Genomic DNA, 13,211 nt, shown 5'->3' with positions numbered 1-13,211 from the left:
CCCCGGTCGCTCCTGTGGGCCGGATCCGTGGCCGATCGACGGTGCGATCGTCGTGGCCCTGTTGTCGCACCGCCGAGGATTCAGGCGTCGGGCCGGCCGAGGTGCTCGGCGAAGTGGCGCTCGATGGCCCGGTAGAGCCGCAGCTGGTTCTCCGGGTTCGCGAAGCCGTGACCCTCGTCCTCGGCGAGCAGGTACTCGACCGGGACCCTGCGCTCGCGCAGGGAGGCGACGATGTTGTCGGACTCGGACTGCTTCACCCGGGCGTCGTTGGCGCCCTGTGCGACCAGCAGCGGCGTCCGGATCCGGTCGACCATCGTGATGGGCGAGCGGGCCAGCAGGTCCGCGTGCTGCTCGGGGACGTCCGGGTCGCCTCCGTAGCGGTACCAGTTGTTGACCAGGCCGAACCGCGCGAACTCCGGGACCGACCGCAGGAACTCGACGAGGTCGGAGATCCCCACGTAGTCGACCGAGGCCGCGAAGTAGTCCGGCGTGACGGTCACGGCGACCAGCGCCGAGTAGCCGCCGTAGGACCCGCCGTAGATGCCGATCCGCTCGGGGTCGGCGATGCCCTCGGCCACCGCCCAGTCGGCGGCGTCGATCAGGTCGGTGTGCATCGCCCTCGCGAGCTCGCCGACGGCCGCGGTGAGGTGGCGCCGTCCGTAGCCGGTGGAGCCGCGGAACTCGACGTGCAGCACGGCGTACCCGCGGTTGGCGAGGAACTGGGCCTGCGGGTCGTAGCCCCAGGTGTCGTGCGCCCCCGGGCCGCCGTGGACCAGCACCACCAGCGGCAGCGCCTCGGGTTGCCTGCCGACCGGCAGGGTGAGGAAGCCGTGCAGCGGCAGGCCGTCGCGGGCCGGGAAGTGGACCGCCCGCATCGGGGCGAGGTCGGCCGGGTCGAGGTGCGGGTAGGGCCGGAACAGCTCCCGGCTCTCGCCCGTCTCGTGGTCGTAGAGCCAGGTCACGGCCGGTTCGCGGTCGTGGACGAAGGTGGCGATCCAGCGGCGCCCGGCCTCGTCGGAGGACAGTGTGCCCAGCACGCCGTCGGACAGCTTCTGCAGCTCCGCGTAGACCCCGGCGAACTCCGGGTCCAGCACCTCGATCCGGCCGCGGTCGCCCACGAAGCGGGCGGCGAGCACCTCGCCGCTGCCGCGCCGGGTGAACAGGATCGGGGGCAGCCGCGGGTCGAGCGCCCCGAGGGTGTCCAGGTCGTGCCCCTCGACGGCGGCGACGACGGTCCGCTCGCCGGTCGCGTGGTCGAGCCGGATCAGCTGCAGGTCGTCACCGTCGCCGTAGGACCCCAGGAGAAGACCCTGCCCGTCCGGCGTGACGTACTGCGGGACCACGGCCAACGGGTGCTCGACGCCGCCCGCGGTGTGGATCGGCCGCCGCCTCCCGTCCGGGTCGATGGCGGAGAAGTGCCACTCGCCGTCGGTCAGCCGGGAGAGGAACGCCGGGGTGCCCGCCCGGTCCAGCAGGACCGTCTCCTCGGGAGCCGCCTGCTCCAGGTGCAGTGTGGTCTCGCCGGTCGCGACGTCGATCCGGAAGTGGTCGAAGTACAGCGGGCGCCGGTTCATCACCACGAGGATGCTGCCGGGCACGCCCTCCAGGGGATCGACGCCCGCCACTCGGGACCCGGGTGGCAGCGGGGTGAGGTCGACGGCGGGCTCGTCGGGCGCCTCGAGGTCGACGCGGTGGAGGTGCCAGTCCTCGTTGCCGTCGGTGTCCTGCTCGTACAGCAGCCAGCGCGGGTCGTCGGTCCAGTGGTACCTGCCGACGCCGCGGCGGGTGTCGTGGGTGACGCACACCGCGTCGGCGTGTTCCTCGTCGATCCCGCGGACCCAGACGTTGCGCCTGCCGCCCGCCGGGGCGAGGTAGGCGATCCGGGTGCCGTCGGGGGAGAGACTCGCGCCGGAGAACTCCGGGTCGGAGAAGAACTCCTCGAGCGGGATCAGGCGGGGCTCGGTGGTGGTCACCGGGTGTGCTCCTCTCTTCGGGCGGTGTCTCCAGTAGAACCTGTGCCGTCGCGGCACGGTCAAGGACCTCAGGGGAGTCGGAAGGTCGGGGCGCCGGCCGCGGGGGTGGACGTCTGGGTGAGCCGGTGGAGCTCCGTCCAGGGCGCGGGCGTCCCGGGTTGCGGGGTGTCGCGGGAGGGGTCGTCGAGCGCCAGGTCCAGCCGCCCGCCCAGCACCGTGACCCGCTGGTTCGACACGGTCGGCAGCCAGTCGTTGATCATCGGCGCGCCGGGCTGCACCGTCCCGATCTCGACGGCGAGGGCGTGCCCGGCGGGCAGCGTCCAGTCCGTCGACCGCAGCGCCAGCGTCGTCTCGCCGGGCTGGAGCAGGGAGACCTGCTGGTTGATCATGACGGCCTTGCCGTCGGGGGCGAGGTCGTGCAGGCGGACCATGACGTTCCCGGTGCCCCGGGTGGTCAGCGACACCCGCGGGATGCTGGTGAGCCGGGTGGGCCGGGCCACCGGCTCGGACCGCTGGACGTAGGACGACGTCGCACCGTCGTCGGTGTACGACCCGCCCTTCACGGGCACGGATCCGGTGCGGTCGGCCCGCGGCCAGCTCGTCTCGGCCCGCCAGGCGCCGGTGCTGTCCTCGACCAGCACGTTCGGGTACGCGGTCGTCGGTGCGACGCCCTTGAGGTACTGGTCGTAGAAGGAGAACACCTCGTCGAACCAGCCCTCGCGGCCCAGCTCCAGTCGGCCGTCGGCGGTGCGCTCGCCCCCGCGCTTGTGGTCCCACTGCCCGAGCCACGCGCGCTGTGGACCCTGGTGGTTCGCGAGGAACTCCTGCATGCCCTCGGCGTCGGTGTTCCACTCCAGGAAGCCCTGGGTCACGAACAGCGGTGTGTCGGTGCCCTTCGCGTGCTCGGCCAGGTTCCGGATGCGCCAGGTCTCGGACGTCGGGTTCGGGTCCATGTAGGACGCCGTGTTGAGGATCGTGCACTCCGGGTGCGGCCCCGCGGGCGAGTCCCAGGCTGCGTTGCCGAGGTAGCGGGGGTCGTCGTCGGGCATCTGGGGCTGGGTGGCGAGCTGGTTGTAGATGCCGGGTACGGAGACCGTCGTGGAGCGCGGGACGCCGCCGGAGCGCATGTTGCGCTGGATGTCCCAGATGGGCTCCTGTGCGATCACGGCCTTGAGCGCCGGATGGTCCAGGTTGTTCCCGACGAGCGCGGTGATGCCGTCCATCGACTTGCCGTACATGCCCACCGAGCCCGTGGAGAAGGGCTGCGCGGCGGCCCAGTCGAGTGCCGCCCGGACGTCGGTGCGGTCGGTGTTCCCGCCGATCGCCTCGGTGCAGCCGGTGGAGCCGCCGAAGCCGCGCAGGTCCACCATCCCCAGGCCGTATCCGCGCTCGAGCAGGCGGCCCTCGGTGATCAGGTCGTCGAACCGGGCGGACGGGCCGGTGTGCGCGAAGCCCTCGACGCTCAGCTGGCCGGAGTGACCGAAGTAGGTCCCCGCGGACAGGACGAGGGGCACCTTCCCGTCCGGGGGAGGTCCTCGGGCAGCAGGACGTCCGCGTGGAGCTCGACGCCGTCGGAGGTCGGGAAGTAGTGCTGGGTCCAGCGGGCCCCCTCGGGGACGCGGTCGTTCTCCGCGTGCGTGACGGACCGGGTGTCGGTGGCGACCGCGGCGGTGGGGGTGGCCCCGGCACCGCACGCCGCGAGCAGCACCAGGGACAGGACACCGGCGGTGAGGAGCCGCTTCACGACAGCACCACCAGACCGAGCGCGAGCGAGTGGCACACCACGTGGGCGACGACGCCGGGCCACACGGACCCGGTGCGCCGCAGCAGGACCGCGGCGATCAGGCCGACGAAGACCGCGGACACGACCCCGACCGAGGCCGTCGGGAGGAAGTAGTGGACCAGCAGCGCCGCGGCGGCGGAGAACACCGCGCTGCCCGGCACGCCGACGACCGCGCCGTGTCGCAGCAGGGCCGTGGTCACCACCCCGCGGAACAGCAGCTCCCAGGTCAGTGGCAGCACCAGGCCCAGGATCACCAGGCCCAGGACCGTCGTGTTCGGCGTGGCGGTCCCCGTCGGCACCCCCAGGCGTTCCAGGCCGAGGGTCGCGGCCGCGGTCACCCCGAGGGCGACGACCCCCAGCCCGGCCCCGGCCAGCAGCGCGGGTCCCGAGGCCCGGCGGATCCCGACGGCGCCGAGGTCGCGGAGCCGGGTCCGGGCTGCCGCGAAGAAGCCGCTCAGCGCGGCGAGGGCGGGCAGCGCCAGCAGGATCGGGTCGTACCACGGTCCCAGCGCGGCGGCCTGCGGCTCCAGCGCGATCGGGATGCGGTAGACCGCGATCCCCATGAGCACCAGGCCCGCGACGATCTCGCCCCAACCGACGAGCCCGCGCTGGTCCCCCTCCGTTCTCCGGAGGAAGGAGCCGTCGGTGGGGGGCTTCGAGGTGGGCGTGACGACGGTCGAATGCTTCATGGCACCAGCACAGCGCGGCCAGGCGCATCTCGGCAGTCACGAGGTGTCAGTCAAGGATGTGACACGGCGTCACTGGTCGGGACGCCCTTCCGCCGCGAGGATCAGCTGGTGCTGCGCCCTTCTTCGGCGAGGCGTTCACCTCCGACCACACTTCCGGCGCCGCCGTCCGAGCGAGAACAGCCGGTGTCAGCCGGCTGCCGGCGTCGTGAGCGCGTCCATGACCAACTCGGACAATCGCTCGGCGCGGGGGGCGAACTCGGGCTGGTCACCGAGCCAGGCCAGTGCCGAGACGAGGGCGAACAGATCGGCGCCGTCGATGTCGGTACGTGCGGCGCCGACCTCCTGGGCCCGAGCGAGCAGCTCCGCGCCTGCCGCCCGGAGTGCGACGCAGGACGTGTGCAGTGCCGAGTCGTTGTCCTCGATGGCGGTGACCATGGCGGACAGCAGGCCGCGGTAGCGCGTCGTGAACGCGACGAACTCCCGCAGCCACCGCCGCAGTGCCTCGTACGGCGAGTGTCGCTCCGTGAGCTCGTCGGCCCGGCCGGTGCGCGCGTCGAAGCTCGTCCCGAGCAGCGCCTCCAGCAGCGCTTCGCGGGTGGGGAAGTGTCGCAGGAGGGTCGCCAGCCCGACGTCGGCACGCCGGGCGATGTCACGCATCGAGGTGCCGACGCCCTCCGTGGTGAGTACCGGACCCGCGACGGCGAGCAGCCGCTCACGGTTGGCTCGGGCATCGGCGCGCATGGGGTTCCTCGACTCATGTGGTTCACTGGTCCACATAAGCGGATCGGTGAACCAGAAAAACGGATCGGTGGTTCGCCTCAACGGTATCCAGTTGACGGAGAACGCGCACATGACCAGCCCGACGACGATGAAGGCAGTCCGGCTGCACCGGTTCGGCGGACCGGCACGGGGTGAGGTGTGGGCCGGCCTGCCTGCCGGACCGAGTGGGAGCACGAGGCTATGACCACATTGCGAGTCCTGGCCACCTGTCCCGCCCACCACTCGGAAGCGCAACCGGGAGAATGAGTGAGCACGGTCTGAGGACGTCCGCGCTCACGCCGCGGGCCCCGCAGCGGTCTCAGTGGACCCCTCACTGACCGAGATGGGCCGGCCAGGAAGACGTGGGCTGCAGATCAGGATGATCACAATGGCGGCGGAGGCGAACCAGTACAGCGTGTGCAGGCCGGTGAGCGGGTCGTTCGCCCCCGCCGTCGAGACGAGTACTGCGACGGTTGCGATCCCGATCCCGGCGCCCAGCTGGTTGAGGGTGTAGAGCACCGAGCTTCCGTGGGGCACCTGCTGGGGCGGGAGGATCCGGTAGAGCGACCCGATCGTCGGTGCACCGACGAACCCGAGACCCACGCCCACGGCGAACGCGGCGACTCCTGCGGCGATCGCGGTACCGATGCCCGGCCCTCCGCCGATCTGGGTGAGCGCCAGTGTGGCCAGCAGCGCGAGCGTGCCACCACCCTGCACCAGGCGCTTCGCGCCGAGTCGGTCGCTGAGCCGGCCGGCGATCGGCATGGCCAGCGCGGCCCCGGCGCCCAGCGGCGCGACCAGCAGCCCTGCCGTGGAGGGCGAGAATCCGTGGAGGAGCTGGTAGTACAGCGGCAGCGCGAACAGAACGCTGAACGTCCCGGTCCCGACCAGCCCCTGGACGAGGACGCTGGAGAGAACCCCGTCGTCGCGAACATCCGCAGGTCGATCAGCGGCATCACCCGCCGGGCGTGCACCGCGTGCAGGACGTACCCACCCATCAGTGCCGCTCCAAGCACGAGGGGAACGAGGACCTGCCAGGTCACGACGTTGGTGGTCTCTCCGATCTGGGTGAAGCCGAGCATCATCCCGGCCAGGCCCGGAACCAGCAGGAGGACGCCGACGAGGTCGAGGCGCCCGGCCGAGCCGAGGTCGGCCGGGGCGTCCCGTTGGATCAGGCGCCACGACAGCACGGCGGCGACGGCCCCGATCGGGATGTTGATGAAGAACAGGGCCCGCCAGCCGGCGCTGTCCAGAACCAGACCGCCCAGTACCGGGCCGAGGACCGGACCGAGGGACAGGACGACACCCATCAGACCCATGACGCGTCCGGCGCGGGCGGGTCCGGCAGCGCGGGCCAGCAGGATCAGCACCAGTGGATCGACGATGCCCGCACCGACACCCTGCAGAACCCGGAAGATCACAAGGCTCGGGAAGTCCCAGGCCAGCGCAGAGGCGAGCGACGCCAGCAGGAACACGGCCAGTCCGACGAACCACATCCGGCGGGCCCCGAATCGACTCACCGCCCATGCGGTGACCGGGATCGTCACGACGAGGGCCAGGAGGTAACCGGTCGAGACCCACCCGACGGTGGTCAGGCCCGTCTGGAACGCACGGCCGAGCGTCTCCACGGCGACGGCGATCATCGTGCTGTCGAGGATGGCCATGATGCCGCCCAGCAGGACGGCCACGATCACCATGCGGAGTTCCGGGTCGAGGGCTGTGTCGGACCGAGTCATCGCGGTGCACCTCCGAGTAGGTTTATCTGAACCAATGGGTACAGTAAGCCTGTCCAGTAGGACTAGTAGAGTCGCTCGCTGGGTATGGTCGAGGTATGACCACAGGCGAACCGGGCGTCCGGACTGCACGGCCGATGTCAGGCCGGATCGACAAGCGGAACGCGATCCTGGTCTCGGCGTTCTCCGTGTTCGCGCGACTCGGGTATGCCAGCGCGTGCGTGAAGGAGATCGCGAGCGAGGCCGGCGTCGCGAAGCCGACCGTCTACAACCACATGAACGACAAGGCCACCCTGTTCCGCGAGTCGGTCGAGGCGGCGGCGGAGAGGATCGGGGCGCGGTCGGTGTCGGCCGTACGGGTGCGGCTGGATTCTTCCGTCGGGGATGTCGAGACGACGCTGCTCGGTGTCGGCGAGGATCTTTCTGCTGCGATGCGCGACTCTGAGCTGTGGGCGTTGCGGCGGCTGGCCTGCGCCGAAAGTTCGCAGTTCCCCGAGCTGCACCATGTCGTCACGGCTGCCACTGAGGCGCCGATCAGGCGTGCGCTGGGTGACAAGATTGCGCGCTGGACGCTGCGCGGTGAGCTACGCGCTCAGGACCCGGATGTCGCCGCCGAGCAGTTCCTTGCGCTGGTCGCAGGCCCACTCGAGTTCGACTTCGCCCAGGGCGCTCGGATCCCGGCCGACGGCCGATCGTTGGCCGTCGTGCGGGCCGCCGTCACCACGTTCCTTCGCGCCTTCGGCCCGGCTTCCACCGACCGCGAGCCGACAGGGTCCTCCTGACTGCCGTTCATCGTGCGTGGGTGCGGTGGCTCCAGTCATGCGCTGTCCCTCCGGTCGGGGCCCCGACCGCTTGAACCGCGGCGCACCGGCACGGACCCGGATGGGTCGGCCCATCGCCCGTCGCACCCGCCCGCGCCTACTCGGATGGACGCGCGTGGTGGTCGAGGATGCTCTGGAGGGTCCCCACCAGTTGGGTGCGGTGCTCCTCGGGCAGGTCTCCGAGCAGCGAGGTCTGCGCCGCGTCGACGGCCTGGGTGATCTGCCGTAGCCGTGCTCGCCCCGCGCGGGTGAGGGTGATGAGGTTCTGCCGTCTGTCGGCCGGGTCCTGCGTGCGGTCGACGTGGCCGTGGCCGGCGAGCTCGTTGAGGGTGGCGACGACGTCGCTGCGGTCGATGTGGCACCGCCTCCCGATCTCTGCCTGGCTGATCGGTCCGAACTCCTCGACGGCGGTGAGGGCCGCGTACTGGTAGCGCGTCGCGCCGATGTCCGTGAGGGCTGCGCCGACGAGCCGGTGGGTCAGGGTCGCGGTCTGGGTGATGAGCCAACTCGGGGTCTGGCGCAATCTGTCCGGCTGCGACCTGCTCCCACCCTCGAAGACCTCCGGCATGTCGTCAACCTATCACGACTGTTGGCGCCACCAATGATGTGTATCGTTGGCATAATCAACATTGGTTCAGCCAACGAAAGTGTCGACGCAGATGCCGGATCAGGCGATGTCGAGGAGGAGCGCACCGACCGCACGCTGGTGGGCGCTGGGATGGGCGTCGGCCATGCAGCTGATGATGGTCGTCGACGGCACGGTCATGAACATCGCTGTGCCCTCGGCCCAGACCGACCTCGGACTGTCCGATGTGCAGCGTCAGTGGGTTCTCCCCGTCTACGTGCTCGCCTTCGGTTCGATGCTGCTCCTCGGCGGGCGCGTCTCGGACGCGATCGGCAGGCGCCGCGCCCTGCTGATCGGACTGGCAGGGTTCACCCTCGCCTCCATCGTGGGTGGGCTTGCCCTCTCGGGGGAGATCTCTCGGGGAAGATGTTGATCGCCGCCCGCGCGGTGCAGGGACTGTTCGGTGCCCTCGTCACCCCGTCGGCGCTGGCTCTGCTGTCGGTGACCTTCCCCGACGGACAGGACCGGGTCAGGGCGTTCGGCGTCTTCGGGACGATCATGGGCGCAGGTTCTGGGATCGGTGTGCTCCTCGGTGGCATCCTCACCGATTCGTGGGAGTGGCGCTGGGCGCTGCTCATCAACGTTCCCATCGCCGTCGTCGCCGGTCTCGGTCTGCTTCTCTCACTGACTGCCGACGCCCGAGGCGAGGACGCATCGACGTGGTCGGTGGCGTGCTCAGCATCGCCGGGCTCACAGCGCTCACTCTCGGGCTCACCGGCTCTGCCAGCAGGTCGACATCGAGACCGGTCTGGTGAGCTACAACGGCAACTGCGGCAACATCTCCTCCGGCGTCGGACCGTTCGCCGTGGACGAGAAGCTCGTCCCGGTCGAGGAGGGAACGACCGTCGTCCGGATCCGCAACACCAACACCGACAAAGTCCTCGTGGCGCACGTCCCGGTCCGCGACGGTGCCGCCCGGGTGGACGGTGACTTCGCGATCCCCGGGGTGCCGGGCACGGGCGCCGAGATCGTCATGGACTGGTCGGGAACGGTCGGAGCCGTCACCGGCCGGCTTCTCCCCACCGGGAACCCACTCGACACCGTCGAGCTCGAGGACGGGCGAACGGTCCGGCTGTCGGTCGTCGATGCCGGAATCCGATCGCCTGGGTCGCCGCGGCGGATCTGGGTCTCACCGGGAGCGAGGGTCTCGAGCTCAACGGCCGATCGGAGCTCGTGTCCGCCATCCGGGAGATCCGGGGCAAGGTCTGCGTCCGACTCGGCCTGTGCCAGGAGTGGAGGCAGGTGGACACCGAGGTTCCGGCGATCCCGATGGTCGGGGCCGTGGCTCTGCCGGGGGGGCTACAGCACACTCAACGGACAGGCCGTCGACTCCGACGACATGGACCTGCGGGCCCGACTGATGTTCATGAACCGTCTGCACGAGAGCATGGCCGGGACCGCGTCCATCAGCTTCGCCGCGGCGTCGCGGCTGCCAGGGATCACCGTGCACCAGGTCGCGACGGAACGCAGGCCCGACACCGTCCTGATCGGACACCCCTCCGGCGTCATGCCGATCCGGGTGCAGGCCGGGGCCGGGGCCGAGTCCGTCGAGTTCCGCATGCTGGGCATCAGTCGGACGGCCCGACGGCTTGCCAAGGGGTGGGCGTACTACCCGCGTCCCACCTGAGATCGTGGAGGTGGGTACGGCCGTGTGACGACGCCGTGTCGGCAGCTCACGGCCGCCCGGACACCGGTGGTTAGAGTCGCAGGCGGAGCCGCGCGGCCGATAGGGTGGGTTCGTCGGAAACGCCCGGGCCGGACGCCACGGATCGCCGTGCTCCGTCCCTGTGCCCGTGCGAGGAGAAGCCCCCATGCCCAACCAGGACCGTGCCGTCTCGGTCTACCCCATCGCCGTGCGTGAGCTCAGCGTCTCGCGGATCGTGGACGTCACGCCCGCGCTGCGACGCGTGACCCTCACCGGGGAGCAGCTCGGGGCGTTCACCGACGACGAGGGGCGTGCCTGGCCCGCGTTCACCAGCACGGGCTTCGACGACGACTTCCGGTTGATCTTCCCCTACCCGGGGGAGACCGAGCCCGTCCTGCCGATCCTGCGCGACGGCGGCATCAAGCTGCCCGAGGGACGCCGGCCGGTCTGGCGGGTCTACACGGTCCGCCGCCACGACCCCGTCGCCGGTGAGCTCGACGTGGAGTTCGTGCGACACGGCGTCGGCATCGCGACCACCTGGGCCTACCGCGCGACGCCGGGGGACCGGGTCCACGTGGCGGGACCGGCGGCGTCGCTCGCGCTGCCGGCCACGGCCGAACGGCTGCTGGTCGCCGGGGACGACACCGCGCTGCCCGCCGTCTCGCGGCTGCTGGAGACCGCGCCGGCAGACCTGCGGGCGGACGTGTTCATCGAGGTCGCGGAGACGGCACACCGGGTCCCGCTCGGCGAGCACCCGGGCGTCGAGGTCACCTGGCTGGTCCGGGACGGCGCCGGGCCGGGTACGTCGACCCAGCTGGCCGAGTGCCTGCGCACGGTGACCGAGGGGCCGGGTTGGGACGCCGCGGCCACCGCCGGCTGGCTGGCGGGGGAGCAGTCCGTCGTGCGGGACCTGCGGCGGCTGCTCGTCGCGGCGGGGGTGGACCGGCGCCGGATCGACTTCACCGGCTACTGGAGGCTCGGCGAGGTGGTCACCCTCGAGTCCGACCCCCGGGTGACCGACGAGGAACGCAACGCCGAGGCGTTCGAGACCTTCCACGAGCAGGCCGAGCTGCTGCCCCCACTGGCGATCCGGGTGGCCGCAAACCTCGGCCTCGGCGAGCTCGTCGCCGGAGGGACCCGCGATCCGAAGTCACTCGCCGAACGGGCCTGTGCGGACCCGCGGGCGCTGGAGAAGCTGCTGCGGTACCTCGTGGCGATCAAGATCCTCGACCGTGACGAGCAGGGCGGGTACACGCTGACCGACACCGGCTTCTACCTGACCGAGGACCACGTGCTCGACGTGGTGCGCCGCGACGGCGTCGGCGCCCGCCGCGAGCAGGGGTTCCTGGGGCTCGAGCAGGCGGTGCGCACCGGCCGGGAGTCCTTCGCGGCGGTCACCGGTCGCGACTACCCGAGCCTGCGCGGGGACGAGGAGTTCGCCCGCAGGCTCCTGGACAACACCGCGCAGTTCGCCGACTACATCGCCGCCCCGGTGGCGGACTCCGCAACCCTGGAGGGTGTCGACCACCTGGTCGTCCACGCCGACGCCGCGGTGTCCGCCGCGGCCGCCGTCGTCGCCCGCCGCCCCGGGACGCGGGTCACGATCGTCGCCGGCCCCTCCGACGCCGACTGGACCCGGTCCGAGCTGCTGCGCACCGTCCCCGACGATGGTGCCCGCTCCCGCGTGGAGGTCGTCGTGCAGACCATCGCCGAGCCGGTCCCGGCCGCCGACGCGATCCTGTTCGGCAAGGTGCTCGGCCAGTACCCCGACCCGGAGGCCGTGCACATCCTCCGCCGCGCGGGGGAGTGCCTGGCCCCCGGCGGGCGGATCCTGCTGCTGGAGGACGTGCTCGACGAGCAGGACCTCGACGAGCACGAGGCCGAGGACGACCTGCTGGCCCTCGTCCTGCACGGCTCCGGCCGCCGGACGGCCGGGGAGCTCTCGGCCGTCGTCGCCGACGCCGGACTGCGGACCGTCACCACCGAGACCGTCGGCTGGGGCGACACGCTCCGGTCGCTCCAGCCGGTCGCACTCTGACCCTCCTCCCGCGCCCGGCGCGACCGTCCCCCGGGGGCGTCGCGCCGGGCCCGGTACCCGGTACGGTGCCGACTCGTGCCCGCGATCGTGGGTCACCCGCCGCCGGTCGGCCGGAGACGGCCCCTTGTCGTCCCTCGGGCGCGGGCGGGGCCATGCCGGTGCTCACACCCGTTCGGACCATCAGGGCTCCGCAGACGCCGTGTGTGGAGCGTCCCTCCCGTCGGCGCGGGTCGCTGACGTGCGGAGATCCCGACCCGTGACGGCGACCGGAATGCGTCATCCATTCGGCGGAACCCTCGCATCCACTCGCCTGCTTAGCCTTGCCTAAGTGCAGGTGTGGCGAGGCAAGCAAGGGGTGGCGCGACGGTGACAGGCGACGGAGGCCGCCCGGGCCGCGTGCCGTTCGACGTCGTCGCGGCGGTCGGGGTCCTCGACCCTGCCACGTGCCCGTGTCCGCCGCCCGGCGGCGGCACCTGCCGAGCACCCGGCCGCGTCGCGCGCACCTGGACCGATCTGCTCCCCGGGAGCCTGGTCGGACGTCCCGGCGCCTGACCCGCTCCGCAACCCCCACGCCCGCGCCGGAGGTGATCCGGTGAGGAAGGTTCCGTCATGCCCGGCTCCACCGAGACCGTCCGCTACCGCACCCTGCTCAGCGGGAAGATCCACCGCGCCACGGTGACCCAGGCCGACCTGCACTACGTCGGCTCGCTGACCGTCGACGAGGACCTGATGGACGCCGCGGGCCTCGTCGAGGGCGAGAAGGTCCAGGTCCTCGACATCGACAACGGCAACCGCCTCGAGACCTACGTGATCACCGGGGAACGCGGCAGCGGCGTCATCGGCGTGAACGGCGCCGCCGCGCACCTCGTGCACCCGGGTGACCTGACGATCATCGTCGCCTACCAGCAGGTGCCCGAGCCCGCCGTCGCCGACCACGTCGCCCGGGTGGTGCACGTCGACGCCGACAACCGGGTCGTCGCGCTCGGAGTGGACCCGGCCGAGCCGGTGCCCGGTGCGCTCGCGCAGACCGCCGGCCGCTGACCGCCGCAACGCAGGAGGCGCGGGCCGAGGGCGTCCACGGTGACCCCTGACCCGGCCCGCGCCGACGACACCGTGTCCACCAGCACCGCCGCCGTACCGGAGGA

12 protein-coding genes and 3 pseudogenes are annotated in these 13,211 nt (G+C 71.7%); 7 read left to right on the top strand and 8 right to left on the bottom strand.

Annotated features, from left to right (window positions below):
* Nucleotides 1-80: 80 nt before the first annotated feature.
* From XF36_RS13685 to XF36_RS35580, 7 genes and pseudogenes are all read right to left on the bottom strand, one after another.
* On the bottom strand, nt 81-1,973 hold the full coding sequence (locus XF36_RS13685; protein ID WP_060712285.1) for a S9 family peptidase: 1,893 nt from the start codon (nt 1,971-1,973) through the stop codon (nt 81-83).
* Between the two features lie 68 nt (nt 1,974-2,041).
* Nucleotides 2,042-3,487 carry a CocE/NonD family hydrolase gene (locus XF36_RS13680; RefSeq protein WP_238589262.1) on the bottom strand — a complete coding sequence of 482 codons (1,446 nt, stop codon included), beginning with the start codon at nt 3,485-3,487 and terminating at the stop codon, nt 2,042-2,044.
* Nucleotides 3,436-3,717: a hypothetical protein gene (locus XF36_RS34110; protein WP_238589261.1), complete on the bottom strand. Its 282-nt coding sequence runs from the start codon at nt 3,715-3,717 to the stop codon at nt 3,436-3,438. The genes XF36_RS13680 and XF36_RS34110 overlap by 52 nt, the downstream gene beginning before the upstream one ends.
* Nucleotides 3,714-4,445, bottom strand: coding sequence for a CPBP family intramembrane glutamic endopeptidase (locus XF36_RS13675; RefSeq protein WP_060712284.1), 732 nt, complete (start codon nt 4,443-4,445; stop codon nt 3,714-3,716). Before XF36_RS13675 ends, XF36_RS34110 begins: the two co-directional genes overlap by 4 nt.
* Before the next feature lie 186 nt (nt 4,446-4,631).
* Nucleotides 4,632-5,186 (bottom strand): TetR/AcrR family transcriptional regulator, encoded by a 555-nt coding sequence (locus XF36_RS13670; RefSeq protein ID WP_060712283.1) that lies wholly within the window; start codon nt 5,184-5,186, stop codon nt 4,632-4,634.
* Nucleotides 5,187-5,498: 312 nt separating this feature from the next.
* Entirely contained in the window at nt 5,499-6,386 is an 888-nt protein-coding gene (locus tag XF36_RS35585) for an MFS transporter (RefSeq protein ID WP_414706243.1), read from the bottom strand.
* A pseudogene (locus XF36_RS35580) lies at nt 6,284-6,847 on the bottom strand (MFS transporter); the annotation flags it as partial. The gene XF36_RS35585 and the pseudogene XF36_RS35580, both read right to left, overlap by 103 nt.
* A 188-nt stretch (nt 6,848-7,035) precedes the next feature.
* Here XF36_RS35580 and XF36_RS13660 point away from each other — a divergent pair.
* Nucleotides 7,036-7,719, top strand: coding sequence for a TetR/AcrR family transcriptional regulator (locus XF36_RS13660; RefSeq protein ID WP_064485424.1), 684 nt, complete (start codon nt 7,036-7,038; stop codon nt 7,717-7,719).
* A 136-nt stretch (nt 7,720-7,855) separates the two neighbouring features.
* Here XF36_RS13660 and XF36_RS13655 read toward each other — a convergent pair whose 3' ends face one another.
* Nucleotides 7,856-8,326, bottom strand: a complete 471-nt coding sequence (locus XF36_RS13655; RefSeq protein WP_060712281.1) for a MarR family winged helix-turn-helix transcriptional regulator — start codon at nt 8,324-8,326, stop codon at nt 7,856-7,858.
* A 106-nt stretch (nt 8,327-8,432) separates the two neighbouring features.
* Between XF36_RS13655 and XF36_RS34835 the strand changes: the two genes are divergently transcribed.
* From XF36_RS34835 to panD, 6 genes and pseudogenes are all read left to right on the top strand, one after another.
* Nucleotides 8,433-8,756 carry an MFS transporter gene (locus XF36_RS34835; protein ID WP_168169512.1) on the top strand — a complete coding sequence of 108 codons (324 nt, stop codon included), beginning with the start codon at nt 8,433-8,435 and terminating at the stop codon, nt 8,754-8,756.
* Nucleotides 8,750-8,980 (top strand): annotated as a pseudogene (locus tag XF36_RS35575) (MFS transporter); the annotation flags it as partial. The gene XF36_RS34835 and the pseudogene XF36_RS35575, both read left to right, overlap by 7 nt.
* Before the next feature lie 154 nt (nt 8,981-9,134).
* Nucleotides 9,135-9,419 (top strand): annotated as a pseudogene (locus XF36_RS35570) (PrpF domain-containing protein); the annotation flags it as partial.
* 303 nt (nt 9,420-9,722) lie between these two features.
* Complete coding sequence (locus tag XF36_RS32445; protein WP_168169511.1) at nt 9,723-10,010, top strand: PrpF domain-containing protein; 288 nt, start codon at nt 9,723-9,725, stop codon at nt 10,008-10,010.
* Between the two features lie 184 nt (nt 10,011-10,194).
* Nucleotides 10,195-12,066: a siderophore-interacting protein gene (locus XF36_RS13640; protein WP_060712278.1), complete on the top strand. Its 1,872-nt coding sequence runs from the start codon at nt 10,195-10,197 to the stop codon at nt 12,064-12,066.
* Between the two features lie 609 nt (nt 12,067-12,675).
* Nucleotides 12,676-13,107, top strand: coding sequence for an aspartate 1-decarboxylase (panD, locus tag XF36_RS13635; RefSeq protein WP_020628196.1), 432 nt, complete (start codon nt 12,676-12,678; stop codon nt 13,105-13,107).
* Nucleotides 13,108-13,211: the final 104 nt, after the last annotated feature.

This window comes from Pseudonocardia sp. HH130629-09 (assembly GCF_001294645.1).
Taxonomy (GTDB): domain Bacteria; phylum Actinomycetota; class Actinomycetes; order Mycobacteriales; family Pseudonocardiaceae; genus Pseudonocardia.
Note: the sequence above shows the minus strand (reverse complement) of the source record. Positions and strands in the feature narration are given on the sequence as shown.

What these genes read in the sequence shown, in the direction of transcription:
- XF36_RS32445 (WP_168169511.1), top strand. Translation starts at nt 9,723, where the DNA reads ATGGACCTGCGGGCCCGACTGATGTTCATGAACCGTCTGCACGAGAGC.
- XF36_RS13670 (WP_060712283.1), bottom strand. Translation starts at nt 5,186, where the DNA reads ATGCGCGCCGATGCCCGAGCCAACCGTGAGCGGCTGCTCGCCGTCGCG.
- XF36_RS13660 (WP_064485424.1), top strand. Translation starts at nt 7,036, where the DNA reads ATGACCACAGGCGAACCGGGCGTCCGGACTGCACGGCCGATGTCAGGC.
- XF36_RS13675 (WP_060712284.1), bottom strand. Translation starts at nt 4,445, where the DNA reads ATGAAGCATTCGACCGTCGTCACGCCCACCTCGAAGCCCCCCACCGAC.
- XF36_RS13655 (WP_060712281.1), bottom strand. Translation starts at nt 8,326, where the DNA reads ATGCCGGAGGTCTTCGAGGGTGGGAGCAGGTCGCAGCCGGACAGATTG.
- XF36_RS13640 (WP_060712278.1), top strand. Translation starts at nt 10,195, where the DNA reads ATGCCCAACCAGGACCGTGCCGTCTCGGTCTACCCCATCGCCGTGCGT.
- panD (WP_020628196.1), top strand. Translation starts at nt 12,676, where the DNA reads ATGCCCGGCTCCACCGAGACCGTCCGCTACCGCACCCTGCTCAGCGGG.
- XF36_RS34835 (WP_168169512.1), top strand. Translation starts at nt 8,433, where the DNA reads ATGTCGAGGAGGAGCGCACCGACCGCACGCTGGTGGGCGCTGGGATGG.